Source organism: Mycoplasma miroungigenitalium, from assembly GCF_013008635.1.
GTDB classification, from domain to species: Bacteria; Bacillota_I; Bacilli_A; order Mycoplasmatales; family Metamycoplasmataceae; genus Mycoplasmopsis; species Mycoplasmopsis miroungigenitalium.
Map to the genome: position 1 here is coordinate 62,127 of NZ_CP053096.1, position 24,407 is coordinate 86,533.

Below are 24,407 nucleotides of genomic sequence, written 5' to 3' on the forward strand. Positions count from 1 at the left end.
TTTTTTTACTCAATTTTACTAGTTTGATATAAATTGTACGATAAAGATTTATTCAATGCAAACATGTCTAAAATAATTGCTTGGCGATTAATGCGTTTTTTAAGCGCTTCACGGTCTTTTTCTTGTCATAATTCCTTCATTCTTTCCAGTTTATAAACAAATGAGTTAATCACTAGAATTACGCTCAATGAATAGATACCTATCAGGCCAAAGAAAATGGTAAAAGATAAATACATCAAACTCCAAAAATCTAAATGTCCAACTTTAATGTCTACCTTAAAGGGGATAAATTTTTGACTTCACCCCATAACTAATAAAACTGTTAATATTGATGATATCGTCACAGTTCAAAAGTAAGGTCTTACATGATGTTTGTATTTTACAAATTTATTTTTTTCCATGTTTACTCCTTTTTCATATTATACTAATTTTATTTAAATGAGTAACATATATTAAAATGACGTAACATACACAAATATGAGTATAAAAGAAAAAAATAGCCCGCAGGCTATTTTTTAGAATTTGAGATGTTAATCCGAGCAATTGCTTTACGTAGTTGCAATTCAAATTTCGCTTTATCATCTTTGTCTGTTTCTTTTAGATGAGCTAACGCTTCTTCACGATCACGTTTTGCTCTATTAATGTCAATGTCTTTACTATCAATAATATCATCGGTAATTATTTTGATTCTTTTGCTATCAGCAAACACGACGCCACCGCCGATTACACATAATTTATAATCAGGGTCGTTAGGTTCATTAATTGATAACTTGCCTACCGCAATATTGCTGATGAAAGGGGTTCTGTTAGGTTGAAGCATAATAGCTCCACCAGTTACTGTTGAAAGGTTTACTGAACGTACATCCCCTTCATAAAATATACCTTCTAAAGTTGAAATACTTAGTCTTACAACTTGATTTGAATTATTTTTCTCTGTTGTTTGATTCATCTTCGGTTTGCTCTACATTTTCTTGAATGCTATTAGCTTTTTTGTATTCATCATATCTTTGTTCAACTTCGCTGATATCTCCGGCATAAAGGAATAAATCTTCAGGTACTTCATCATAATTACCTTCCAAAATTCCTTTAAAACTCTTAATAGTATCTGCTAATTTAACATAAGCACCTGGTTTACCAGAGAATTTTTCAGCAACTGTAAATGGTTGAGAAAGAAAGTTTCTAATTCTTCTTGCCCGTGAAACTAACAATTTATCTTCTTCACTTAATTCACCCATACCTAAAATCGCAATAATATCTTGCAATTCTTTAAATCTTTGTAGGATTGAAACTACGCCGTAAGCAACATTGTAGTGTTCTTGTCCAACAACTAATGGGTCTAACAACTTAGAACTTGATTCTAGAGGGTCAACAGCCGGATAGATACCAAGCGCTGCAATATTACGGTCTAGAACTGTTTTAGCGTCCAAGTGATTGAATGTTGTAGCAGGAGCAGGGTCAGTTAAGTCATCGGCCGGAACATAGACAGCTTGTACCGAAGTAATTGAACCTTTATGTGTTGAAGTGATTCTTTCTTGTAATTGTCCCATTTCAGTAGCTAATGTTGGTTGGTAACCAACGGCACTCGGCATACGCCCTAGAAGTGCTGAAACTTCTGAACCAGCCTGAGTGAATCTAAAAATATTGTCGACGAATAATAGCACGTCTTGGTTTTGTTTATCACGGAAATATTCCGCCATAGTCAAACCAGTTAAAGCAACACGCATACGTGCCCCAGGAGGTTCGTTCATTTGACCAAACACTAGTGCTGTTTTGTCAAGAACACCCGATGCTTTCATTTCATAGTAAAGGTCATTACCTTCACGTGTTCTTTCTCCAACACCGGCAAAAACGCTAAGTCCACCGTGTTGCGTAGCAATGTTATTAATCAATTCTTGAACAAGAACTGTTTTACCAACACCAGCTCCACCAAATAAACCAATTTTTCCACCTTTAGCGTAAGGAATTAATAGGTCAACAACCTTAATTCCTGTTTCTAAAATTTCACTTGCAGTTTTTTGTTCTTCATAGCTTGGTGCTTTGGCGTGAATAGGCATTTTTAATGTATCGGGTTCGTCACCATTATCAATAGCTTCACCTAAAACATTAAACATACGGCCTAAAACTTTTTCACCAACTGGTACCGAAATAGGAGCTCCGGTATCAGCAACTTTAACCCCACGAGCTAACCCGTTTGTTGAAACCATCGAAATTGTTCTAACTGTATCGTCGCCAATGTGTTGAGCGACTTCCAAAGTAAATTTAACCCCGTCGAATTCAGCAACTAATGCGTTTAGTAGATTTGGTAATTTTCCTTTAGGAAATTTAACGTCTACGACAGGACCTAAAATTTGTACAATTGTTCCATTATTTTTCTTCATAATATCTCCTTAAACTGCATTTGCCCCACCCACAATTTCATTCAATTCTTGGGTGATGTTACTTTGACGTTTTCTATTGTATTCTAGATTCAAATCGTCAATTAATTCGTCAGCATTATCAGTTGCTGTTTCCATTGCGGCACGTCTTGAAGCGTATTCGCTAATAACCGCAGAAGCTAAACATTTGTTTACCTTAGCTGACACGTATAAAGGCACAGTGTTAATTAAAATTTCCTTCGCACTAGGTTCAAATTCAATAACTTGATTGATTTTTCGTTGTTGATTCTTTTTGAAGTTGTATTCATAAGGCAATATTTTTAAATCATGTTCTTGTTGAACTAGATTATTAACAAATTCATTGTATAAAACATGAATTTCACCAACTTCATTTTTACGGTATTTTTCAACCATGATTTTAGTGCATTTTTGAGCAATGTTTTTGATTTCGCAATGTGCTCAACTTGTAGATTTAATTATTTGATTTTTGTATTTAGCTTCTAAAATCGAAATACCTTTACTGCCCAATACTATTAATTCGTCTTGGTCGGTAATTGTATTTTTAACTAATTTTAAAACGTTAGAATTGTAGCTTCCAGCCAAACCTAAATCGCTGGTTATGACTAAAAATAAACGTTTTTTACTGGTTTTAGCAGCAAAATAGTCTCTTAAATCTTCTGCACTCAAATAAGAATAGAATCCACCAAAAATGTCACTAACTTGTTGCTCATATAATTTTACCGAGTTGAAGTAGTCACGTGCTTTACGCATTTTTGATGTCGAAACAAGTTCCATAGCGTGAGTAATTTTACGAATAGATTCAACTGTGTTAATACGAGATTTAATTTTTTGTAAACTGGCCATAATTAAGCTTCATATTGGGCACGATATTTTTCAGGCATTTGAGCGTGATCGTTAGGGTTGTAGTTTGGTAAACCTGCCACAATATCTTTCACAATTTTTACTAATTTAGTAGTTAATTTATCTTTGATTTCGTCAGTTAAATCATTATTCGCATGAATGATTTCATCAATAATAATGTTACCTTCAGCTGAATTCATAAATTTAATTACGTCTTCACGGTATTTTAATATTGATTCTTTAGGTAGAGGGTTAATAATTCTTTCTTTGTTTCCAAGCAGAATTGCCACTTGTGCATACATATTAATTGGTTGATATTGGCCTTGTTTTAGGAATTCAAATACTTTTGCACCATGTTCTAAAATAGTTTTAGTAGATGCATCTAAGTCAGAACCAAATTGAGCAAAAGCTAGCATTTCATTATATTGAGCTAGTTCAAGTTTTAGCGAACCTGAAACTTTCTTCATAGCTTTAATTTGCGCTGCTGAACCAACACGGCTAACACTGAAACCAACATCAACTGCAGGACGTTGTCCTGAGTGGAACAAGTTTTCTCTTGTGAAAATTTGCCCATCTGTAATTGAAATTACATTGGTTGGAATGTATGCTGAAATGTCGCCTTGTTGAGTTTCAACTATAGGAAGTGCTGTAATTGAACCACCGCCGTTTTCTTTATTAACACGCGCAGCTCTTTCAAGTAATTGCGAGTGCAAGTAGAAAACATCTCCTGGATATGCTTCACGTCCAGGTGGACGTCTTAAAAGCAATGAAAGCGTACGATATGCCACCGCATGTTTACTTAAATCATCGTAAACAATTAGAACATCTTCGCCATTTGCCATTCATTCTTCAGCAATAGTAACGCCTGTATAAGGCGCAATGTATTGTTGAGGTGCTAATTCACTAGCAGCAGAAACAACAACAGTTGTGTATTCCAAAGCTCCTGTTTCTTCTAATTTGTGAACAATTTGTGCAACAGTTGAGTTTTTTTGTCCAATAGCAACATAAACACACTTAACATTTTTACCTTTTTGGTTAATGATTGTGTCTATTGCAATAGCTGTTTTGCCAGTTTGACGGTCACCGATAATTAATTCACGTTGGCCGCGACCAATTGGAATCATTGAGTCAATAGCTACGATCCCTGTCTCTAAAGTTACATTAACTTCTTGACGTGTCATAACGCCTGGCGCAACTTTAAAGATTTCACGTCTATTTTCGGTCTTAATAGGACCTTTACCATCGATTGGTTGTCCTAAAACGTTAATAACACGACCAATCAATGAATCACCAACACCAACAGAAATAACTTCTCCAGTACGTTTACACTCATCGCCTTCAGATAGTTTTTCAGCATCACCGAAAATAGCGATACCAACAACTTCTTCTTCAAGGTTTAAAACCATACCGTAAATGTTATCTTTGAAAGCAATAATTTCACCATTTTTAGCGTTATCTAAACCACTAACTAGAGCAATACCATCACCGATAGTAATGATTTGTCCAACTTCAGAATAATCAACGGTAGAATTAAAGTTTTTGATTCTAGTTTTGATGATTTTACTGATATCTTCTGTATAACTATTCATATTAGACTCCTTTCTTTATGATTAATGATGAAAGTTTCTCTAAATCTAATGCAATGTTTTGTTCAATGACATCGCTATCAATTTCAATTCTAAAACCAGATAAAAGTTCAGGTTTTTGAATGTAATTTAGTTCAACTTTTGAATTGTATTTCTTTTCTAAAAAAGATTTAATTTTGTTCATACGCCCCTTAGATAAAGGGAAGGCAGTATAAACCTTTGCAAATTTAATACCTAATGTTTGGTTAGAAAGACGGAAAAATTGTTTGACTATTCGACCAAGCACGGTTGTTGCGCGACGTTGCACAACAACTTTAAAAAACTTTACCAATAATTCTGTATTAGGTATATTTGCGAATGTTTGATCGATAAAATCAAATTTTGTTTCCTTCTCAATATTAGGATTTGCGAGTAATTTTAAGAAATTTTGTTCTTCTTCAAAAACTGGTCAGATTTGACTTAGTGTTTGATGTACTTGGGCTAGTTCATTATTTTCTGAGGCTAACTCATATAATGCGATGGCATAACCATCAATATTAGCTTTTTGATACATTATTCACCTTTAAGAAATTCGTCAATAATTTTATTTTCAATATCACTATTGACTTCTTCTTTTAGAATTTTACGACTCAACATCGCCGCTGCTGCAGCTATATGTTTTTGGTTCTCTTCAAGTAGTTCTTGTTTTTGAAGTTTTACATCAGCTTTTGCTTCATTTATGATTCGTTTAGATTCGCGTTTTGCTTTTTCTAAATATGTTACTAAAACTTTCTCGCCTTCGTGTTTAGCGTCTTTAACAACATTTCTGGCCTCGTCGTGGGCATTTAATAATTTCATGTTAGCTTTGGCTAACAATTCTTGTGAAGAGACGTTAGCTTGTTCCGCTTGGTCTATATTACTTTGAATATAATCTTGACGTTGCTTAATTGCTTTTTTGACTGGTTTGTATAAAAAGTATCACAAAATAATTAGCACTAATACAAGTGAAACTAATGTTGCCACAAACATAGGTCACGATGGGAAAAGTTTTTCAAATTTCTCAGTGAAGGCTTCAGTAATTGAAGGACCACTGGATAGCATAACGTTATTTATTGACATATTAGTTTCCGAAAACGAATAGAAGTAGAATAGCGATTAAGAAACAATAAATAGCAGCAGTTTCAGCTAAAGCCATACCAACAATCATGATGGTTCTGATTTTACTTGCTGCTTCAGGATTACGTCCAACAGCTTCAGCGGCTCTACCACTAGCTAGACCTTGTCCTAAACCTGTACCAAAGCATCCAAGCATACAGATACCGGCACCAATAGCGATTAATCCTTGTTTATCCATAGTTACCTCCTAGTAAATATTTTTAGATATATTTATAATATTTTGTTGATTTTTAAGTTGTTTTTTAGAAGTTTTGTTTTTACGTGTGTGTATTTCAACTTCATTTGTTCAGTAAATAGTTGTTAATACTGTGAATATTAACGCTTGAATGACGGCCCCAAAGATATCGAAGAACATGTGCATTCACGGTGTGACAATACATGCGAAGAAATAAAGTTGTGGACCTGGGAAAATCAACCCCCATAATCAACCTGCGGCGAAATAGACGGCAGTAACAATCACGGCACCACCAGTGATATTACCAAACATACGACACCCCAAAGAAATTAAAGGTGAGAATTGCCCGAGAATTTCGGCTGGGTTTTTTATGTAACGTAAAAAGAATCTAAGTTTTTGATATCAGAAACCAACTAAATAGATTCCAATAAACGTAACTGCCGCAAGAGTAAACGTTATTGAATATGATGTAGCAATTGGTTCTAAACCAATTAAACCAAGCATATTGCCCACCAATAGAAATGTTGCTAAACCAAATATATAAAAACGAGCAATTGGTAATTTACCACCAGCAGTATCGTCGTAGGCATTATCGATAGTTGTAACATAGTTTTCAGCTATTAAAACAGTAGCGACCGGTGCTTTATTTGGTTTGGAGTGTTTTTTAATCTTGATAAATACAACCAAACTAACAATAAAAATAATAAGTACCGTCACTGCCAAAGAAAATAGTTGAGGTTGATTCCACATACTAAATGCATCAATTATCTTTTGCATGGACCTCCTTTCCTTTTCTTAGGTATATTAAAAAACATAGTCAATATAACAGCGACCATTATATTGCTTAAACCCAAAGAAAATGTAAAAACATTGATAGGGAATAGCGCCATTGAATGTTGACCACCAAAATAATGGTTGATAACAAGTATTGACGCAACTAAAACCCCAACCAGAGCAATTGAAAGCACTCAATTAGCTAATGCATTTAAAACTGCACTACGTTTATTGACAAATATATTTGTTAAAAACGCCTGTCTAATTTCAAAGCAAAGATAAGCGCCACAAGCTCCGATTACGTATCCTAATACAAAAGTTGGTTGATAAAAAAAACAGCATAGACTAAAGATAACTGTCAAAACAGCGAAAAGACTTCAGTGCAATATGTAAATTTTGCCTAGAAATCTATCTTGCATCTTGCTCCTCAACCTTAATGTGTTACTTTAGTATTAAATACTTCCTTTATTTTAATACTATAAGTCAGACAAAAAAGAAAATAAACAAGATTTTTTAAAAGTTTTTTTCTTTTTGAATCATCTTTTACTTATTAGTAAAATGACTTTTTACCAATAATTGCGTTTTATAGCAAAAAATGCCGTATTAAGTGATTTTTTATCAAATATTACCCTTTTAAAAATAAATATTCATCAAATCGATTTAATCTATAGAACTAGTATTTTTCCGGTATTAAAATTTGTTTTAAAATAAAAAATCTAGTAAAACAATAATTTTTCTAGATTTTTTATTTTTTGTTTAAGGTCACTCGAAAAAATGTAATTAAATAAACTGATAAAACAAAATAATAAGATATAGAAGTAAAACTAAAATTTTTCAATTAATAAAAAACTTTCAATAATCAAGAATCGGTTTTTTGTCTACTTTAAAGTTAAAATATGGAATTTTTCCTTGTTTTATGATTAAAATTGTTGGCATTATCATAAATATTCATTAATAAATTTATCTTTGTTAGAATTTAGGAAGGAGGATTCATGAAGAAAAAAAGATTAATTTTGGAATTAACCACTGGAGCTGTGGCAACTGTTGCTATAGTAGTTTTAGCTGGTATGAGTGCTCAAAGTTGCACACAAACTAAAAACGAAAAAACGAAAAATGAAGATTTAACAAAGGAATTAGCATCTATTAAAAACTTAAATACTAACCTAACTAAAACTGTTGATGATTTAAAATTAGAAAATGCTAAATTAAAGACTAATAACACTTCAACTCAAAACGATAATTTACAAGTAAAAGAAGTAGTTAAGGCTTCGTTGCCTAAACTATCAATAACCATTCCTTCTATAAGTGAAAAATACGCTAACGAAGTAACCGAGAATGACTTACAAACTACGATTGATGATGGATTTAATATTAAAGTGCGTCAATTTAAAATTGATACTAATGATGATACTAAATTAACATTAATTTTTGATATCGTGCACGGTGATACGATGATCGAAAATATAAATTTAAATTTCCAAGGCTTTAAACATTTTAACACCTTTGATTCTAAAGAATCTAAAATGGTGCAACTTAAAGCTGTATTATTTCCAGAAATACAGAAAGAGCCTGCAAAAACATACTTATTAGCTTTTCAAAACGACAAAACTTTCAAACAAATGAACTTAGATAAATTCAAACAAAGTGTCGAAAAATTAAAAACAAACGCAGATTACAGCAGTATCCCAAACATTGAGACTTTAGAACTAGTTGATATAATTATGCATACTTATAAATCTAAAGCTGATTTCGATGCCCAAAAAGAATTGGAACTTAAAGATAAGACAAGCCATTCTCGTCCAAAACGCGCACAAAATAACCCTGATGACCAAGGAAAAGATTTACCAGCTCCGCCGGTAGATAATGAAGAAGATGAAGTGAATGTTATACTTGCAGCTCGCCCTTATCGCGTTATTGAACTTATTTACACAATTAAAAATGGAATTTATGTTGATAAAATTTCTATTAAGCGTTCATTAGAAGAAATATTAGCTTTATCTAATAAGACATCTGAATATGACAAAATTATGAATGAAACTAACAGTTTAGACAATTGAACAAATGATGATTTCAATAAATTGAAATCATCGCATACATTCGATGACACCATCACTGAAACACGTTTATCTTCATTAATTAAACTTTTAACGACTTCTAAAAGTAATTAAAATAATTTTGTTGTCATTTTCCAAATAAAATATCAAGCGTATTTATGTTGCGCTTGATATTTTTATTTATAAAGTTAATATGATAGTGCGTTTAATGGCTGTATTTAATATAAATAACAACCAAACTACCTACAACCATTTGGTTCCATGTTAAATTTAACTTTAAAATTCAAGTTGTTTGACTGCCTAAGGTTCTTAAAACACATTTTTTTCAAAAAAGCAATAAAAAAACTCCATCCGGAGCATTATTCTCTGAAAACTGAATAGTAATTTAAAACTCATTGAAATGTATAAAATACACATTACTTTTAAACCTATTGATTTATTAGTACTGGTCAGCTCAACATATCGCTATGCTTACACATCCAGCCTATCAACCTCGTAGTCTACAAGGAATCTCAAGGGAATACTAATCTCTGAGGAGGCTTCCCACTTAGATGCTTTCAGCGGTTATCCTTTCCGTACTTAGCTACCCAGCTATGCTCCTGGCGGAACAACTGGAACACCAGTGGTACGTCCGTTTCGGTCCTCTCGTACTAAAAACGGCTCTCATCAATATTCCAACGCCCACATCAGATAGGGACCGAACTGTCTCACGACGTTCTGAACCCAGCTCGCGTACCGCTTTAATGGGCGAACAGCCCAACCCTTGGAACCGACTCCAGCTCCAGGATGCGATGAGCCGACATCGAGGTGCCAAACCTTGCCGTCGATGTGATCTCTTGGGCAAGATAAGCCTGTTATCCCCAGGGTAACTTTTATCCGTTGAGCGACTGCCATTCCACAATGTACAGCCGGATCACTAAGTCCTGCTTTCGCACCTGCTCGACTTGTAAGTCTCACAGTCAAGCACACTTCTACCTTTGCGCTCTGCATACGGTTTCTGACCGTATTGAGTGTACCTTTGAACGCCTCCGTTACTCTTTAGGAGGCGACCGCCCCAGTCAAACTACCCGCCACGCACTGTCCTCCCACCCGATTATGATGGCAAGTTAGAAACTCAATATAACAAGGGTGGTATTTCAAGGTTGACTCCACTAGAACTGGCGTTCTAGCTTCAACGTCTCCCACCTATCCTACACATGTTAGACCAAATTTCAATACGAAGTTGTAGTAAAGCTCCATGGGGTCTTTTCGTCTTGATGCGGGTACCCAGCGTTTTCACTGGGACCATAATTTCACCGAGTCTAGTGTTGAGACAGTTGAGAGATCATTGCGCCTTTCGTGCAGGTCAGTATTTAGCCGACAAGGAATTTCGCTACCTTAGGACCGTTATAGTTACGGCCGCCGTTCACCCGGGCTTCATTTCAACGCTTCGCATAAGCTAACGCATCCACTTAACCTTCGGGCACTGGGCAGGCTTCACCCCCTATACATCACCTTGCGGTTTAGCAGAGAGCTGTGTTTTTGATAAACAGTTGCCCCTCATAATTTTCTGTGGCTCACTTTCGTGAGCACCCCTTCTTGCGAACTTACGGGGTCATTTTGCAGAGTTCCTTAACACTAGTTTTCTCGCTCGCCTTAGAATACTCATCTTGGGGACGTGTGTCCGTTCTCGGTACAGGTTTCCATGATATTAAGTTTAGAAGCTTTTCTTGGAAGCATGAAATCAACTAATTCGGCTATTGCCTATGCGTCGCAGCTCCCGGTTAATAAATTGCGGATTTGCCTACAATTCCCAGTTACTACTTGCCCCTCAATCCAGTAAGAGGTAAGTTTATCCTTCTCCGTCACTCCATCACTACCATAGAAAGTACAGGAATATTAACCTGTTGTCCATCGACTACGCGTTTCCGCCTCGCCTTAGGCCCTGACTTACCCTGGGTGGACGAACCTTGCCCAGGAAACCTTCCCCAATAGGCGTCGCAGATTCTCACTGCGAATCGTTACTCATACCGGCATTCTCACTTCTTAGCGCTCCACTAGTCCTCACGGTCTAGCTTCACCGCCCTAAGAACGCTCCTCTAACGTACATAAATGTACCCGTGGCTTCGGTTTCATGTTTTAGTCCCGTTAAATTATTGGCGCAAGGTCTCTTGACTAGTGAGCTATTACGCACTCTTTAAAAGATGGCTGCTTCTGAGCCAACTTCCTAGTTGTTTATGAAACCTCACAACCTTTCTCACTTAACATGAATTTGGGACCTTAGCCGACGATCTGGGTTGTTTCCCTCGCGAGCCGGGACGTTAGCACCCCGGTTCCGACTGCATGATAATACATGATGGTATTCAGAGTTTGATTATAGTCAGTACCGCTAGGCGCGGCCATTCCACATTCAGTGCTTTACCACCATCATTTAACATCACACGCTAGCCCTAAAGCTATTTCGAGGAGAACCAGCTATCTCCAAGTTCGATTGGAATTTCTCCGCTATTCACAAGTCATCCGGGCACTTTTCAGCGTACTACGGTTCGGCCCTCCACTTGGTGTTACCCAAGCTTCAGCCTGCTCATGAATAGATCACCTGGTTTCGGGTGTATGCCATCATACTAATTCGCCCTATTAAGACTCGATTTCTCTACGGCTCCGCTTTTTTCCGCTTAACCTCGCATGATAACATAACTCGCCGGTCCATACTGCAAGATGTACGCCATCACCCTTAAATGGGCTCTGACTAATTGTAAGTAAGTGGTTTCAGAATCTATTTCACTCCCCTCTCGGGGTTCTTTTCACCTTTCCCTCACGGTACTAGTTCACTATCGGTGTCTGGTTAGTATTTAGCCTTACCGGGTGGTCCCGGCAGATTCAGACAGGGTTTCACGTGCCCCGCCCTACTCAGGATACGACCAAGAGACTTAACGATTTCGCTTACGGGGGTATCACCCTCTATGCCGCACCTTCCCAAGTGCTTCTGCTATCATTAAGTTTTGTAACTCTATGTAGATCGTCCTACAACCCCACTATAAAGTGGTTTGGGCTCTTTCTCGTTCGCTCGCCGCTACTGAAGAAATCATTATTTATTTTCTGTTCCTCATGCTACTAAGATGTTTCAGTTCACATGGTGTCTCGCTCGACTTCCTATGTATTCAGAAGAAGGCAACTAGACATTACTCTAGTTAGGTTCCCCCATTCGGAAATCCCCGTATCGTAGCTCATATCCAGCTCCACGAGGCTTATCGCAGGTAATCACGTCCTTCATCGACTTCCAGACCCAAGGCATCCACCACAAACTCTTACTTATTTAAAAGTATGTCCCTAATTAATTAAAATTAGGATTTTCCTATTGTTGTTATTGATGTGTATTTTAAGACATTTCAATGAGTCATAATATATTTATGACTACTCGATGAATCAAAACAAATTAACCAAAATTGATATAATTTATATTTTTGATGTCGTTGTAATATTTTAAAATATTTACTATTCAGTTTTCAAAGAACAATTTTGAGAGATTGTCCTCTCAAAACTAGATATATGCTTGCGACCTAACAAGCCATGACAAAAATGTTTGTGTAAATAGGTCTGATTAAGGTTAGTTCGTCAAAAAAGTATTTTTGACATTGTACTCCGTAGAAAGGAGGTGATCCATCCCCACGTTCTCGTAGGGATACCTTGTTACGACTTAACCCCAGTCACCAGTCCTGCCTTAGGCAGTTTGTTAATAAACCGACTTCGGGCATTACCAGCTCCCATGGTTTGACGGGCGGTGTGTACAAGACCCGAGAACGTATTCACCGTAGCGTAGCTGATCTACGATTACTAGCGATTCCGACTTCATGGAGTCGAGTTGCAGACTCCAATCCGAACTGAGACCGATTTTTTGTGGTTTGCTCACCATCGCTGGGTTGCTTCACTTTGTATCGGCCATTGTAGCACGTGTGTTGCCCCACTCGTAAGAGGCATGATGATTTGACGTCGTCCCCACCTTCCTCCCGATTACTCGGGCAGTCTCCTTAGAGTGCTCAACTAAATGTTAGTAACTAAGGATAGGGGTTGCGCTCGTTGCAGGACTTAACCGAACATCTCACGACACGAGCTGACGACAACCATGCACCATCTGTCATTCCGTTAACCTCAACTATATCTCTATAGCTTTGCGGAAGATGTCAAGAGTGGGTAAGGTTCTACGCGTATCTTCAAATTAAACCACATGCTCCACCGCTTGTGCGGGTCCCCGTCAATTCCTTTAAGTTTTATTCTTGCGAACGTACTACTCAGGCGGATCATTTAATGCGTTAGCTGCGCCGATGAGTTCCCCATCAGCTAATGATCATCGTTTAGGGCGTGGACTACCAGGGTATCTAATCCTGTTTGCTCCCCACGCTTTCGTCTCTCAGTGTCAGTGTATGTCCAGTTAGCTGCCTTCGCCATGTTGGTGTTCTTCCTTATATCTACGCATTTCACCGCTTCACAAGGAATTCCGCTAACCTCTACATAACTCTAGTTTACCAGTATCCAACGCGGTTTGGGGTTGAGCCCCAAAATTTAACGCCAGACTTAATAAACAACCTACAGACGCTTTACGCCCAATAATTCCGGATAACGCTTGCAACCTATGTATTACCGCGGCTGCTGGCACATAGTTAGCCGTTGCTTTCTAATAAGGTACATTCAATGTAGCATCATTTCCTATGCTATTTTTTATTCCCTTACCACAGCAGTTTACAACCCATGGGGCCTTCATCCTGCACGCTGTGTCGCTCCATCAGACTTTCGTCCATTGTGGAATATTCCCTACTGCTGCCTCCCGTAGGAGTCTGGGCCGTATCTCAGTCCCAGTGTGGCGGTTCAGTCTCTCAACCCCGCTAAACATCATCGCCTTGGTGGGCCGTTACCTCACCAACAAGCTAATGTTACGCACCCCGCTCCTCCAGTGGCGCAAACGCGCCTTTTATGTAATCATCATGCGATAATTACAAGTATTTGGTATTATCGGTTGTTTCCAACCGCTATCCCAATCTGAAGGGTACGTTGAGTACGTGTTACTCACCCATTCGCCGCTAAGTACAGAAGTACTTCGCTCGACATGCATGTATTAGGCACACAGCCAGCGTTCATCCTGAGCCAGGATCAAACTCTCGAAAAAATTGACTTCGTCATGTTTATATATCTAGTTTTCAAAGAACAATTTGCAACTTAAAAGTAGCTAACTTATAATAACATATTTTTAAAACTTAAAAAAGATTTTTTTATGATATTTTTTTAGCTCGTTTAAACTTGCTGATATAAATATACACTATTTCCAAATTCAACAAAAAAAATATTTAACTTTTTTATTATTTTTTTTAATGTGAACAAGATAGTTAGCATATATGTCGATCTGAGTGTTAAAACACTATAAAATATAGTACATAATAATATATTAATAATTAGTATATATACTTAATAATATAAATTCAGTTCTATAAACCTTACTTTTGTTTGATCAAAGGCCTATTCAATAAATAATATTTATTAAATGTTTAATTTTTAAGTCAATATATAAAAAAGCTGAGGGCAATCAGCTTTTAGGTTTTATTTATTACCGTTTTTATTTTCTTTTGAATGAATTAAGTGAGCGATAAAAGCGTTAATAGGCGTTGGGATGTTGTGGGCTTTACCCATACGTGCTACAGCTCCGTTTAAATAATCAATTTCGGTTAAACGTTTGTTTTTCATATCTTGATATAGTGATGGGTAGTGTAATCCTTGTTTGTCAATAGGGAATGTACCAGCCACAATTTTGTGTACTAATTCTTTATCCATATCAACATTATCTTCAGCCTTGGCTACTAAGGCCATTTCATCAATAATAGCTTTTGATATTTCATAGTTGTGTTCGTATGAACCATATTCATTAATATTGCAGTCGATTAAAGTACACATAGTGTTCAATACACAGTTAACTACTGCTTTGTTTCAAATTGAAGCATAAACATTTTGCGAATAGTTTACATTCAAACCTGCTTTATTCAATTCTTCAACAATTTGCATAGTGTAATCAAGATTTTTTTCTTCAACTTGTTTTAAATCCATTTTGCCACTACCGCCCGTTTTCAATACACCAGGTCCACCTAAACCAGATGATCAAACAGTAGTACCGATCAATATATTTTCAGGCGCAATAAATTGTTTAAGAGTTGTGATGTGTCCTAAACCGTTTAATACGCAGATGATTTTGGTTTTTGGATTCATTAAAGGTTGTATAGTTTTCAACATATCCTTTAATCCCATAGCTTTAGTAGCAACAAAAACCAATTCAAAATTATCCTTAATTTGGTTAACTTCACTTGTGTGGTAAACAGGGAAATGTAAATATCCTTCGTCCTTGCCATCGATAATAGCTTGTAAACCATTTTTCTTCATGGCATCGACGTGGTCTTTTCAACCATCAATTGCCACAATATCGTGGCCAGCTTTGTGCATCATGTAGGCAAATCTTAAACCTAAAGCACCAGCTCCAGCAAATAAAATTTTCATAATTTGTCTCCTTAATTTTTTTACTTATAAAATTATATTAAAATCATTAGATTGTTTATTATTAAGATAATGTTTCCAATTAGCTTGATAAATACGCTTAAAAGAAAATTAATGGTATAGTTTCACAAAAAATATTTTAAAATTAGCTCAAAAAAAATAAAAAACAAGCCTTTGCTTGCTTAAATTTTAATATGCCAATTAATATTTTGCAATCAAAATTACTTGGATGTTAGTATTTGATTGCAGATTTAAGATAGTATCGTAGCTTAAATTGTTTGGCAACAAATCAATAATCAAAATATTACGAAGGTTGGTTGAGCTCTGAATTAGTTGCGCAAACATAGATAATTCTAAGTGGTTATTTTGAAATTTTATGTTATTAAACATTCTTAATAAAACACTTTCTGTTGGATAAGAGTCAAGTAGCGAATTAATAACATTGTTTGGTTGCTGAGTTGAGCAATTAAGGGTTTAGCACTAAATTCACAATTTTTAAGATTAATCCCTGAGTTTTGAGCGGAAAATTTGAATGTTAAAGCATATTTGAAAAAATATTGGAATTTAAAATATAATTTATATGAGGCTCAAAACGCTAAACCTATAAACATAAATACCAAGTAAGATCCAAAAATAATAATCACATTACCATCGTAATCAGCACCAACGAGCGGAGGAAATAATGTTATCAAGGCAACATCTGCAATCATTATTGAAACCAATATATAAATTGCTTTTTCTCAACATCTAACTTTTAACTCCTTATTTCGTATGGATATGACCACAATTGATACGATAGCAAATAGATAATGAATAAAAAATACTAAATTACCTGCATTAAGAATCGTAGCAAAACTATCTTGTATTTTAAATATAGATGGAATAATTGATAAAAATATCATCGCAAGTACGGTTAGCAAGGTCACAAAAATAGTAGCATTTTTATGTTGACCATTTCTCGCCACTCTCGATAATGAATGAGGGATAAAACCGTCTTGGGCAAGTGGACAATGGTTTTGGCATAATAAACCATCGAAAAAATCGTTTAAGTTATCTGCCTAAATAACAAACATAGTGTAAAGATAATTAAACCGGACACACCTAAGGTTTTTTGCATTAAAGCCGCCACATAATTTAACTGTGTGGAATTAGCCAAGAGTGGTATAAAAATAAAATTAGGTAAAAAGCTAGATAAATGACAATGATAATGTCAAATAGATAAAGTAATATTTTCTAAAACTTTTTGTTTTAACCTCGGTACTTAACCCCGCCAATCCTTCAACACCAGCAAAGGCATAAATGAAACTTAATATTGTACTAATAATTAAATAGGGCGTGATAGTTTGAGTATTAGTTGTAAAAATATTATTAGCTCTTGAATTAGTAATTGCTAAATAAACAATAACCGCTAATATAAATACCAATACAATTCTTTGAATCAAAGCTGAATAAAAAATCACTTTTTTAGAAATGTTTAGACTCAAGCTTAATGATTGTTAAAGCAATGAAAAATAATAGCGATCAAATTTGTAATATAAATTGATATTTAAAATCAGTTACAAAAAAGCTTACTCATGTTGAAAAAAATAATGGAGTCGTTGCACTAAAGAGTGGAGCTTGCATAAATTGACTTCAGCCGTTGATATACCACAATCAACGGTGGTGGGATGCATTTCTAACATATGCGTAAAAGCCACCACTTTGTTGACCATACCATTCCAGCAAAAGCTAACATCACACCAGCAGCAATAAAGGCTGTGATTGCAAAAATTAATAGACTGTATTTGTCAGTTTTAATCACGCTAGAAATAGTAGCAATAAATCCAAAGCCAAAAACTGCTAAATTGCTATATTAAATTAATTTAAATAATTCATGAAAGCAAAAATAAAAAGTAAGCCGCGCTTACTTTTTAATGATTGGAATTAAAGTAATGTGAATGATCCACCAGCTGCTTCGATAGCGTCGATAGCTGTTTGAGAAGCGGCGTGTGTAGATACTGAAAGTTTTTTAGTAAGTTTACCGTTACCTAAAACTTTAACAGGTAGGTTTGTTTTGATTAAATTAGCTTTAACTAGGGTTTCTAAATTAACTTGATCGTTTTCGTTAAATCGTTCTTCTAAATCTTTTAAATTAACAACTTGGTATTCAACGTGGTTAACGTTTGTGAAACCGCGTTTACCAATACGACGGAATCAAGGTGTTTGTCCACCTTCAAATCCTGGTCTGTGTCCGTGACGTTTATTTTGACCTGATTGACCTTTACCAGCTTGTTTACCTTTACCAGCGGCGTGACCTCTACCAACACGGTGTTTGTCTTTACGTGCACCTTGGGTTGGTTTTAATGATTCTAAATTTTTGTTCATTATATTTCCTTTCGTTAATTAAATATTATTGACTGTTTGAATAGTACTTTTGAAAACGAGTTCAAGTTGCTAAACTAAACTAAATATTTAATTATAGTAAGTCTTTGACGTCTTTGCCTCTAATGTCAGCAATTTGTTCTGGTGTTCTCATTTGGGTTAAGGCTTTTAAGGTTGCTCTAACAATGTTAGATTTTGAACGTGAACCGTATGTTTTTGAATATACGTCAGTGTAACCAGCCAATTCAACAACTGCACGTACAGTTGATGAAGCAACAATCCCGGTACCTTTAGCAGCAGGTTTCAATAATACTTTAGAAGCCAAGAATTTAGCTTCGTTTTGGTGTGGTACTGTACCGTTTAGAATAGGTAATGAGATTAAATTGTTTTTAGCGTCTTTAACTGCTTTTTTGATTGAGTCAGGAACTTCATTTGCTTTTCCGTGACCAAATCCAACACGTCCTTTTTTGTCGCCAACAACCACAAAGGTTGAGAATGAGAATCTACGTCCACCCTTAACGGTTTTAGATACTCTAGAAATTGAAATTACTTTTTCACTAAATTCGTTTTGGAATGAATCGTTTCTTCTTCTTGGTTGTCTACGTTCACGAGTTTGTTGTTTACGAACAGGTTTTGCGTCGTTTTGAGCTTTTTCTTGAGGTTTTACAACTTCTTGAGTTGGGGCTGCTTGTGTTTGATTAATGTTATCTGTCATTAGAATTTAACTCCTTGTGCGGTTTGTCTAACTGCTTCAGCGAATGCTTTAACACGACCGTGGTATACGTAACCTGAACGGTCAAATACGATTTCAGTTAATTTAAGAGCTTTGATTTTTTCACCCATTAATTCACCAGCTTTTTTAGCTGATTCGATGTTTCCTGCAAATTGTCCTTTAACTAATGTTGATACACTAGCTAATGTAACACCTTTAGAGTCATCAATTAATTGCGCATAAAAGTTTTGGTGTGATTTGAAAACGCATAAACGAGGTTTCACGCTGGTGCCAATAATTGATTGACGTTCACGTAAATGTTTCTTTTGACGTGCTTGATTTCTTGATAATTGAGCCATAATTTTGTCCTTTCGAAACTACTTCGCAGCAGTTTTCCCTTCTTTACGACGAATAACTTCGTCTTTGTAAGCAATGCCTTTACCTGAGTAAGGGCTTGGTTTTCTGGTTGCACGAACGATGGCAGCGAATTGGCCAACGCTTTCTTTTGAAATTGATGATAATGTAATTTCAGTTGGTTTTGGTAATTCAACTTTAACATCAGCAGGAATGTCTAATAATTCAAGGTGTGATTTACCAACAGCTAATTCTAATTGTTGTCCTTTTAGAACCGCTTTGTAACCAACCCCTTTAATTACTAATTCTCTTTTGAAACCTTCACTAACACCGATTAACATGTTTGAAATTAAAGCGTTAGTGGTTCCGTGTAATTGTTTGGTTGATTTTTCTTCGTTTGCTCTTAGTGTGCTAATTTTGTTTTCTTCAATTTTGATAGCAATAAGTGGTGAAAAGTTTGCTTCTAGAGTACCCAATTTACCTTTTGCGCTAAATTTGGTTCCATCTAATGTTACTTCAACACCAGCAGGGATTGTTAAGATTCTGTTTCCTACACGTGACATAATCTACCCCCTATCAAATGATAGCGATAACTTCACCGCCAACATTTTCCTTACGTGCTTGTTTTTCAGTCATCATGCCTTTTGAAGTAGACACAATAGCTGTACCATAACCTGATAATACTGTAGGTAGGTCTTGAGCTGAAGAATAAACTCTTAGACCCGGTTTAGAAATACGTTTGAAATCAATGATTGCTCTTTGAGTTCCTTTGTATTTTAGGCTAACTTCTAAAGTTTTTTCAATGCCTTCTCCTTTAACGTTTACGGCTTGAATGTAACCTTCAGATAATAGAATGTCAAGGATTTTAGCTTTTTTGCTTGAGAATGGAATGTTTACTGTTTTAAATTTTCTTTGGTTGGCGTTTTTAATACGCACAATCATATCTGAGATTGGATCTGTAATAAACATAATTATCAACTCGCTTTCTTATATCCTGGAATTTGTCCGGCGTGTGCTTTAACACGGAAACAAATACGGCAGATTTTAAATTTTCTTAAAACAGCGTGTGGACGACCACAAATTTCACAACGTGTGTAAGCACGTGTTGAAAATTTCGCGTGTTTCTTTTGTTTAACTTTTAACGAAACTTTAGCCATAATTATTTATCTCCTTTAGCAAATCTAATTCCAATTAATTCAAGCATTCTTTTAGCTTCAACATCTGAGTTTGTTGTAGTAATTAATTGTACGTCTAATCCTTTGATTCTTCTGATTTTGTCGAAATCAATTTCTGGGAAAATGATTTCTTCTTTAATTCCTAATGAGTAATTTCCTCTGCCATCGAAGGCTTTAGGGTTTGCCCCACGGAAATCACGGATACGAGGCATTGAAATGTGAATTAATTTTTCCAAAAAGTCTCACATTTTTTCTCTACGTAGAGTAACTTTACCCCCCATAGGCATGCCTTCTCTTAATTTTCATGATGCGTTTGATTTTCTAGCAACTGTTTGGTAAGGTTTTTGGCTAGAAATTAGTGTTAATTCGTTTAAAACTTCTTCAATTGCTTTTGAGTTTGTAACTTCTCTACCTGCGGTCATATTTAAAACAATTTTTTCAAGACGAGGTACTTGCATAATTGATTTAAATTTGAATTCGTCCATTAATGCAGGTACGACTTTTTCTAAATAGTGTTTCTTTAAGTTCATAATTAATATTCCTTATTAGTTTTCTTGATAATTCTTGTTTTTTGACCATTTTTATCGATTTGATAACCGATTCTTGAAATTGTAGGAGCGGTTGTTTTAGTTCCTTTTTTAGCTATTACTGCGATGTTTGATACGTGAATTGGGCCTTCTTGTTTCTTGATAGCACCATCTGAGGCTTGTGAAGGTTTTTTGTGTTTGATTTGCATGTTAACGTCTTTAATGAAAACTTGGTTATTTTTAGAGTTGATACGGATGATACGTCCTTGTGATCATTTATGAGTACCTGAAATTACAACAACTTCGTCGTTTACTTTAAATTTCATAATATTAATCCTTCCCTATAAAACTTCCGGAGCAAGAGAAACAATTTTTAAATATCCCTTGTCACGTAGTTCACGAGCAACTGGTCCAAAGACACGAGTTCCTCTCATTGATTTATCATCTTTAATAATAACTACTGCGTTGTCATCAAATTTAATATGCGAACCATTTGGTCTTCTGATACCGTAACGTGATCTAACAATCACGGCTTTAACAACTTGACCTTCTTTAACTGCTGCGTTTGGTAATGCTTTTTTAACTGAACAAATAATGATGTCACCGATGTTGGCGGTCTTTTTACGTGAACCACCTAAAACTCTAATAACACCGACTTCTTTAGCACCTGAGTTATCAGCAACTTTTAATTTAGATAATTCAATAACCATTATTCTTCTCCTCTAGCAGCTTTTTGTTTAATTTCCACTAAACGGAAGTGTTTGGTTTTTGATAGTGGACGTGTTTCCATAATTGAAACAATGTCACCAACTGATGCTAATAATTTTTCGTCGTGAACAGCGAAACGTTTTACTACTCTATAACGTTTTGAGTATAAAGAGTGTGAACGGTAGCTTTCAACTTCAACAAAAATTGTTTTGTCGCCACGAACTGAAGTAACTTTACCAGTTAAACTTTTACGTGTTGTTGTTCTTTCCATTATTTGTCTCCTTTAATTTGTTCAATTGCAGTTAAACATTTTGCGATGTCTTTTTTAACAGCGTTAATTTTGTGACTTTGGTCTAATTGTCCGGTAGCGTTTTTGAAACGTAAAGTTAATAATTCCGCTTTAAGGTCGTTAATAAGTTTTTGTAATTCATCAACTGATTTTGATTTGATATCTTTATAAAGCATTATTGTTGACCTCCTTGTGATTCATCTTTAGTAATAATTTTTCATTTAACAGGCAATTTGTGTCCACCTAAACGTAGGGCGTCACGAGCAATTTCTTCTTTAACACCTGAAACTTCAAACATCATTGTATTAACCTTAACTGGTGTATATCATTTGTCTGGAGACCCTTTACCTGACCCCATACGAACACCAATTGGTTTAGATGTTTTTTGGAAGTGAGGGAAAATTCTAATAAAAACTTGTCCTTCACGACCCATACGACGAGTAATCGCAATACGGGCAGATTCAATTTGACGAGCATCTACTCATGCAGATGTTACGGCTTGTAAACCGAATTCACCAAATGAAACTTTGTTACCTTTGTGAGCTTTACGTTTATCGTGACGCAAAACGAAAGGTTTACGATATTTGGTTCTTTTTGGTTGAAGCATTATTTATTTCCTCCTTCCAAAATTTCACCTTTAGAGATTCAAACTTTAACACCAATTGCACCGTATGTTGTACGTGCTGTTGCTTGTGCGTAATCAACATCTTGTCTTAAGGTGTGTAGTTTCATTTCTCCACGAGAGTATCCTTCTGTACGAGCCATATCAACTCCGTTTAGACGGCCTGAAACAGCTGTTTTGATACCTTTTGCTCTTGCTTTTAATGCATCGTTGATAATGTATTTTTGAGCAATTCTAAAGCTTTCACGATTTTCTAGTTTCATCGCAATAGCTTCTGCAGCTAAACGAGCGTTTAATTCTGGTTTAGCGATTTGCAATACTTGTAAATTAATATCAAGTTTCTTGTCTTTTAAATGTTTGTGTAAAGCTACATTTAGAGCTTCAATGTTAGCACCGTTTTCGCCTAAAATTTTGGCTGGGTTTGCTACATGTAAAATAACAGTTACTTTATTTGATTGTGTTCTCTTGATTTCCACTTGACCGATTTGGTATTTACGCACTAATTTATCGAAGAATTTGTAAATTTTATCGTCTTGAACTAATAATGATCCAAATTCTTTTTTATCTGCAAATCATGTTGTGTTGTGTGCTTTAGTTACGCCGTAACGAAAGCCATTTGGATTAACTTTTTGTCCCATAATATTGCCTTTCCTAGTTTCTTTCTTCTAAAACTACAGATAAATTTGATGTACGTTTAAAAATTGAGAATGCTCTACCTTGTGAGTGAGGTTGGAATCTTTTTAATGTTGGTCCCTCATTAACTATAACTTCTTTAACAAATAATTTTGATGCGTCCATTCCGTGGTTGTTTGTTGCGTTGGCAATTGCTGAATTGATTAATTTAATAAATAGTTCTGAAGCTTTTTTATTTGTATTTCTTAAAATACCTAATGCTTCACGTACGTCTTTACCTCTAAATAAGGCAGCTACTAAATTAGCTTTACGTACACTAATACGTTGAATTTTTACGTGTGCTTTTGCTTGCATAACTATTTTTTACCTTTATCAGCACCGTGACCATTGTAAGTTCTTGTTGGAGCAAATTCTCCAAGTTTGTGTCCTACCATGTCATCAGTTACATATACATCAATAAAGTTTTTACCATTGTGAACTTGGAATGTTAGACCAACAAAGCTTGGGAAGATTGTTGAACGTCTTGATCAAGTTTTGATTGGTTTTTTAGCTGCGCCACCTTCAACGATTGCATCAACTTTTTTTAGTAAGTGATCATCGGCGAATGGGCCTTTTTTAAGACTACGAGCCATTATTTAGCATCCTTTCTTCTTCTTAGAATCAATTTGTTTGAAGATTTCTTAGTTTTTCTAGTTTTAACACCAAGAGCTTTTTTACCTCAAGGTGTAAGAGGTGACTTACGTCCGATAGGTTGTTTACCTTCACCACCACCGTGTGGGTGATCTACTGGGTTCATAACTGAACCACGAACTGTAGGTCTCACACCCATGTGACGGTTTCTACCAGCTTTCCCTAAGTCAACTAGTAGGTGTTCTTCGTTTCCAACTTCTCCAATTGTTGCGCGACAACGAGCAAGAATACGACGTGTTTCGCCTGATTTTAGACGTAGAACAACGTATTTTCCGTCGTCGTCTTTACCTAAGATTTGTGCACTGGTACCAGCTGAACGAGCGATAATACCGCCCCCTCCTGGTTGCATCTCGATATTGTGGATTAAGGTACCTTCCGGAATTGATGATAGAGGTAATGTGTTACCTACTAAGATATCAACATCAGTACCTGAAATAACTGTTTGTCCCACTTTAAGTCCTTTTGGAGTTAAAATGTATCTTTTTTCTCCGTCAGCATATGCTAATAATGAAATATTAGCTGAACGGTTTGGGTCATATTCAATTGACTTAACCACTGCCGGAATATTATCTTTATTACGTTTGAAGTCGATTAGTCTATAAAATCTCTTCACACGGCCACCTTGGTGTCTTACAGTAATTTTACCTTGGTTATTACGACCAGCATTTTTCTTTAAAATTACTAGTAAAGATTTTTCAGGAGCATGTCCTGATAGGTTTTTGCCGTAGTCTAGAGATGACATATTACGACGACCGTTAGTAATTGGCTTGTAATGTTTAATTGCCATGTCTATATACTCCTTTGCTTAAAAATATATGAGGAAGTTTGTCTTTTAAGCAATCTGTT

32 protein-coding genes and 2 rRNA genes are annotated in these 24,407 nt (G+C 35.6%); 2 read left to right on the plus strand and 32 right to left on the minus strand.

The window, feature by feature from the left end; genetic code table 4:
• Nucleotides 1-5 precede the first annotated feature (5 nt).
• The 10 genes from HLA87_RS00280 to HLA87_RS00325 all read right to left on the minus strand — a co-directional run bounded on the left by HLA87_RS00280 (nucleotide 6) and on the right by HLA87_RS00325 (nucleotide 7,345).
• A complete protein-coding gene (locus HLA87_RS00280) occupies nucleotides 6-401 on the minus strand; it encodes a hypothetical protein (RefSeq protein ID WP_171110795.1) in 396 nt (131 codons plus the stop codon).
• Nucleotides 402-508: 107 nt separating this feature from the next.
• The gene (gene atpC / locus HLA87_RS00285) at nucleotides 509-949 is read right to left on the minus strand and encodes an ATP synthase F1 subunit epsilon (RefSeq protein ID WP_171110797.1); all 441 of its coding nucleotides are present in this window, start codon (nucleotides 947-949) and stop codon (nucleotides 509-511) included.
• The gene (gene atpD, locus HLA87_RS00290; protein ID WP_171110798.1) at nucleotides 924-2,378 is read right to left on the minus strand and encodes a F0F1 ATP synthase subunit beta; all 1,455 of its coding nucleotides are present in this window, start codon (nucleotides 2,376-2,378) and stop codon (nucleotides 924-926) included. Before atpD ends, atpC begins: the two co-directional genes overlap by 26 nt.
• 9 nt (nucleotides 2,379-2,387) lie before the next feature.
• A complete protein-coding gene (gene atpG, locus HLA87_RS00295) occupies nucleotides 2,388-3,239 on the minus strand; it encodes an ATP synthase F1 subunit gamma (RefSeq protein ID WP_171110800.1) in 852 nt (283 codons plus the stop codon).
• 2 nt (nucleotides 3,240-3,241) lie between these two features.
• Nucleotides 3,242-4,825, minus strand: coding sequence for a F0F1 ATP synthase subunit alpha (gene atpA / locus HLA87_RS00300; protein ID WP_171110802.1), 1,584 nt, complete (start codon nucleotides 4,823-4,825; stop codon nucleotides 3,242-3,244).
• Between the two features lies 1 nt (nucleotide 4,826).
• Entirely contained in the window at nucleotides 4,827-5,375 is a 549-nt protein-coding gene (gene atpH / locus HLA87_RS00305) for an ATP synthase F1 subunit delta (protein WP_171110804.1), read from the minus strand.
• Nucleotides 5,375-5,920, minus strand: coding sequence for a F0F1 ATP synthase subunit B (gene atpF, locus HLA87_RS00310; protein WP_237022748.1), 546 nt, complete (start codon nucleotides 5,918-5,920; stop codon nucleotides 5,375-5,377). The genes atpH and atpF overlap by 1 nt, the downstream gene beginning before the upstream one ends.
• Nucleotide 5,921: 1 nt before the next feature.
• Nucleotides 5,922-6,155 carry an ATP synthase F0 subunit C gene (gene atpE / locus HLA87_RS00315; RefSeq protein ID WP_171110806.1) on the minus strand — a complete coding sequence of 78 codons (234 nt, stop codon included), beginning with the start codon at nucleotides 6,153-6,155 and terminating at the stop codon, nucleotides 5,922-5,924.
• 9 nt (nucleotides 6,156-6,164) lie between these two features.
• Nucleotides 6,165-6,929 carry a F0F1 ATP synthase subunit A gene (locus HLA87_RS00320; RefSeq protein WP_171110808.1) on the minus strand — a complete coding sequence of 255 codons (765 nt, stop codon included), beginning with the start codon at nucleotides 6,927-6,929 and terminating at the stop codon, nucleotides 6,165-6,167.
• Entirely contained in the window at nucleotides 6,917-7,345 is a 429-nt protein-coding gene (locus tag HLA87_RS00325) for a hypothetical protein (protein ID WP_171110810.1), read from the minus strand. Before HLA87_RS00325 ends, HLA87_RS00320 begins: the two co-directional genes overlap by 13 nt.
• A gap of 573 nt (nucleotides 7,346-7,918) precedes the next feature.
• Between HLA87_RS00325 and HLA87_RS00330 the strand changes: the two genes are divergently transcribed.
• Nucleotides 7,919-9,094, plus strand: a complete 1,176-nt coding sequence (locus HLA87_RS00330) for a hypothetical protein (protein ID WP_171110812.1) — start codon at nucleotides 7,919-7,921, stop codon at nucleotides 9,092-9,094.
• A gap of 304 nt (nucleotides 9,095-9,398) precedes the next feature.
• Here the strand turns inward: HLA87_RS00330 and HLA87_RS00335 are convergent.
• The 6 genes from HLA87_RS00335 to HLA87_RS00360 all read right to left on the minus strand — a co-directional run bounded on the left by HLA87_RS00335 (nucleotide 9,399) and on the right by HLA87_RS00360 (nucleotide 16,932).
• Nucleotides 9,399-12,281, minus strand: a 23S ribosomal RNA gene (locus tag HLA87_RS00335).
• A gap of 326 nt (nucleotides 12,282-12,607) precedes the next feature.
• Nucleotides 12,608-14,120, minus strand: a 16S ribosomal RNA gene (locus tag HLA87_RS00340).
• The 16S and 23S rRNA genes sit together here, the layout of an rRNA operon.
• 428 nt (nucleotides 14,121-14,548) lie before the next feature.
• The gene (locus HLA87_RS00345; protein WP_171110814.1) at nucleotides 14,549-15,493 is read right to left on the minus strand and encodes a 2-dehydropantoate 2-reductase; all 945 of its coding nucleotides are present in this window, start codon (nucleotides 15,491-15,493) and stop codon (nucleotides 14,549-14,551) included.
• Between the two features lie 198 nt (nucleotides 15,494-15,691).
• Nucleotides 15,692-15,880 carry a hypothetical protein gene (locus tag HLA87_RS00350; RefSeq protein WP_171110816.1) on the minus strand — a complete coding sequence of 63 codons (189 nt, stop codon included), beginning with the start codon at nucleotides 15,878-15,880 and terminating at the stop codon, nucleotides 15,692-15,694.
• 2 nt (nucleotides 15,881-15,882) lie between these two features.
• Nucleotides 15,883-16,455, minus strand: coding sequence for a hypothetical protein (locus HLA87_RS00355; protein WP_171110818.1), 573 nt, complete (start codon nucleotides 16,453-16,455; stop codon nucleotides 15,883-15,885).
• A 222-nt stretch (nucleotides 16,456-16,677) separates the two neighbouring features.
• Nucleotides 16,678-16,932: an amino acid permease gene (locus tag HLA87_RS00360; protein ID WP_171110820.1), complete on the minus strand. Its 255-nt coding sequence runs from the start codon at nucleotides 16,930-16,932 to the stop codon at nucleotides 16,678-16,680.
• Between the two features lie 240 nt (nucleotides 16,933-17,172).
• On the opposite strand from HLA87_RS00360, the gene HLA87_RS00365 reads away from it, so the two are divergent.
• Nucleotides 17,173-17,346: a hypothetical protein gene (locus HLA87_RS00365; protein WP_171110822.1), complete on the plus strand. Its 174-nt coding sequence runs from the start codon at nucleotides 17,173-17,175 to the stop codon at nucleotides 17,344-17,346.
• A gap of 67 nt (nucleotides 17,347-17,413) precedes the next feature.
• Here the strand turns inward: HLA87_RS00365 and rplO are convergent, their stop codons facing one another.
• The 16 genes from rplO to rplB all read right to left on the minus strand — a co-directional run bounded on the left by rplO (nucleotide 17,414) and on the right by rplB (nucleotide 24,348).
• A complete protein-coding gene (rplO, locus tag HLA87_RS00370) occupies nucleotides 17,414-17,854 on the minus strand; it encodes a 50S ribosomal protein L15 (protein ID WP_171110824.1) in 441 nt (146 codons plus the stop codon).
• A 91-nt stretch (nucleotides 17,855-17,945) separates the two neighbouring features.
• Complete coding sequence (gene rpsE, locus HLA87_RS00375; protein ID WP_171110826.1) at nucleotides 17,946-18,566, minus strand: 30S ribosomal protein S5; 621 nt, start codon at nucleotides 18,564-18,566, stop codon at nucleotides 17,946-17,948.
• Complete coding sequence (rplR, locus tag HLA87_RS00380; RefSeq protein ID WP_171110828.1) at nucleotides 18,566-18,922, minus strand: 50S ribosomal protein L18; 357 nt, start codon at nucleotides 18,920-18,922, stop codon at nucleotides 18,566-18,568. The genes rpsE and rplR overlap by 1 nt, the downstream gene beginning before the upstream one ends.
• An 18-nt stretch (nucleotides 18,923-18,940) precedes the next feature.
• Complete coding sequence (gene rplF / locus HLA87_RS00385) at nucleotides 18,941-19,480, minus strand: 50S ribosomal protein L6 (RefSeq protein WP_171110830.1); 540 nt, start codon at nucleotides 19,478-19,480, stop codon at nucleotides 18,941-18,943.
• A 10-nt stretch (nucleotides 19,481-19,490) separates the two neighbouring features.
• Nucleotides 19,491-19,886: a 30S ribosomal protein S8 gene (gene rpsH / locus HLA87_RS00390; protein WP_171110832.1), complete on the minus strand. Its 396-nt coding sequence runs from the start codon at nucleotides 19,884-19,886 to the stop codon at nucleotides 19,491-19,493.
• Between the two features lie 2 nt (nucleotides 19,887-19,888).
• Entirely contained in the window at nucleotides 19,889-20,074 is a 186-nt protein-coding gene (locus HLA87_RS00395; RefSeq protein ID WP_171110835.1) for a type Z 30S ribosomal protein S14, read from the minus strand.
• A gap of 2 nt (nucleotides 20,075-20,076) precedes the next feature.
• The gene (rplE, locus tag HLA87_RS00400; RefSeq protein WP_171110837.1) at nucleotides 20,077-20,622 is read right to left on the minus strand and encodes a 50S ribosomal protein L5; all 546 of its coding nucleotides are present in this window, start codon (nucleotides 20,620-20,622) and stop codon (nucleotides 20,077-20,079) included.
• Between the two features lie 2 nt (nucleotides 20,623-20,624).
• The gene (gene rplX, locus HLA87_RS00405; RefSeq protein WP_171110839.1) at nucleotides 20,625-20,945 is read right to left on the minus strand and encodes a 50S ribosomal protein L24; all 321 of its coding nucleotides are present in this window, start codon (nucleotides 20,943-20,945) and stop codon (nucleotides 20,625-20,627) included.
• Between the two features lie 15 nt (nucleotides 20,946-20,960).
• Nucleotides 20,961-21,329 (minus strand): 50S ribosomal protein L14, encoded by a 369-nt coding sequence (rplN, locus tag HLA87_RS00410; protein ID WP_171110841.1) that lies wholly within the window; start codon nucleotides 21,327-21,329, stop codon nucleotides 20,961-20,963.
• Entirely contained in the window at nucleotides 21,329-21,598 is a 270-nt protein-coding gene (gene rpsQ, locus HLA87_RS00415; protein ID WP_171110843.1) for a 30S ribosomal protein S17, read from the minus strand. The genes rplN and rpsQ overlap by 1 nt, the downstream gene beginning before the upstream one ends.
• Nucleotides 21,598-21,792: a 50S ribosomal protein L29 gene (rpmC, locus tag HLA87_RS00420; RefSeq protein ID WP_171110846.1), complete on the minus strand. Its 195-nt coding sequence runs from the start codon at nucleotides 21,790-21,792 to the stop codon at nucleotides 21,598-21,600. Before rpmC ends, rpsQ begins: the two co-directional genes overlap by 1 nt.
• Nucleotides 21,792-22,223: a 50S ribosomal protein L16 gene (rplP, locus tag HLA87_RS00425; RefSeq protein ID WP_171110847.1), complete on the minus strand. Its 432-nt coding sequence runs from the start codon at nucleotides 22,221-22,223 to the stop codon at nucleotides 21,792-21,794. The genes rpmC and rplP overlap by 1 nt, the downstream gene beginning before the upstream one ends.
• The gene (rpsC, locus tag HLA87_RS00430) at nucleotides 22,223-22,876 is read right to left on the minus strand and encodes a 30S ribosomal protein S3 (protein ID WP_171110848.1); all 654 of its coding nucleotides are present in this window, start codon (nucleotides 22,874-22,876) and stop codon (nucleotides 22,223-22,225) included. The genes rplP and rpsC overlap by 1 nt, the downstream gene beginning before the upstream one ends.
• A 13-nt stretch (nucleotides 22,877-22,889) precedes the next feature.
• Nucleotides 22,890-23,225: a 50S ribosomal protein L22 gene (gene rplV / locus HLA87_RS00435; protein WP_171110851.1), complete on the minus strand. Its 336-nt coding sequence runs from the start codon at nucleotides 23,223-23,225 to the stop codon at nucleotides 22,890-22,892.
• Nucleotides 23,226-23,227: 2 nt separating this feature from the next.
• Nucleotides 23,228-23,503, minus strand: coding sequence for a 30S ribosomal protein S19 (rpsS, locus tag HLA87_RS00440; protein WP_171110856.1), 276 nt, complete (start codon nucleotides 23,501-23,503; stop codon nucleotides 23,228-23,230).
• A complete protein-coding gene (gene rplB / locus HLA87_RS00445; RefSeq protein ID WP_171110858.1) occupies nucleotides 23,503-24,348 on the minus strand; it encodes a 50S ribosomal protein L2 in 846 nt (281 codons plus the stop codon). The genes rpsS and rplB overlap by 1 nt, the downstream gene beginning before the upstream one ends.
• Nucleotides 24,349-24,407: the final 59 nt, after the last annotated feature.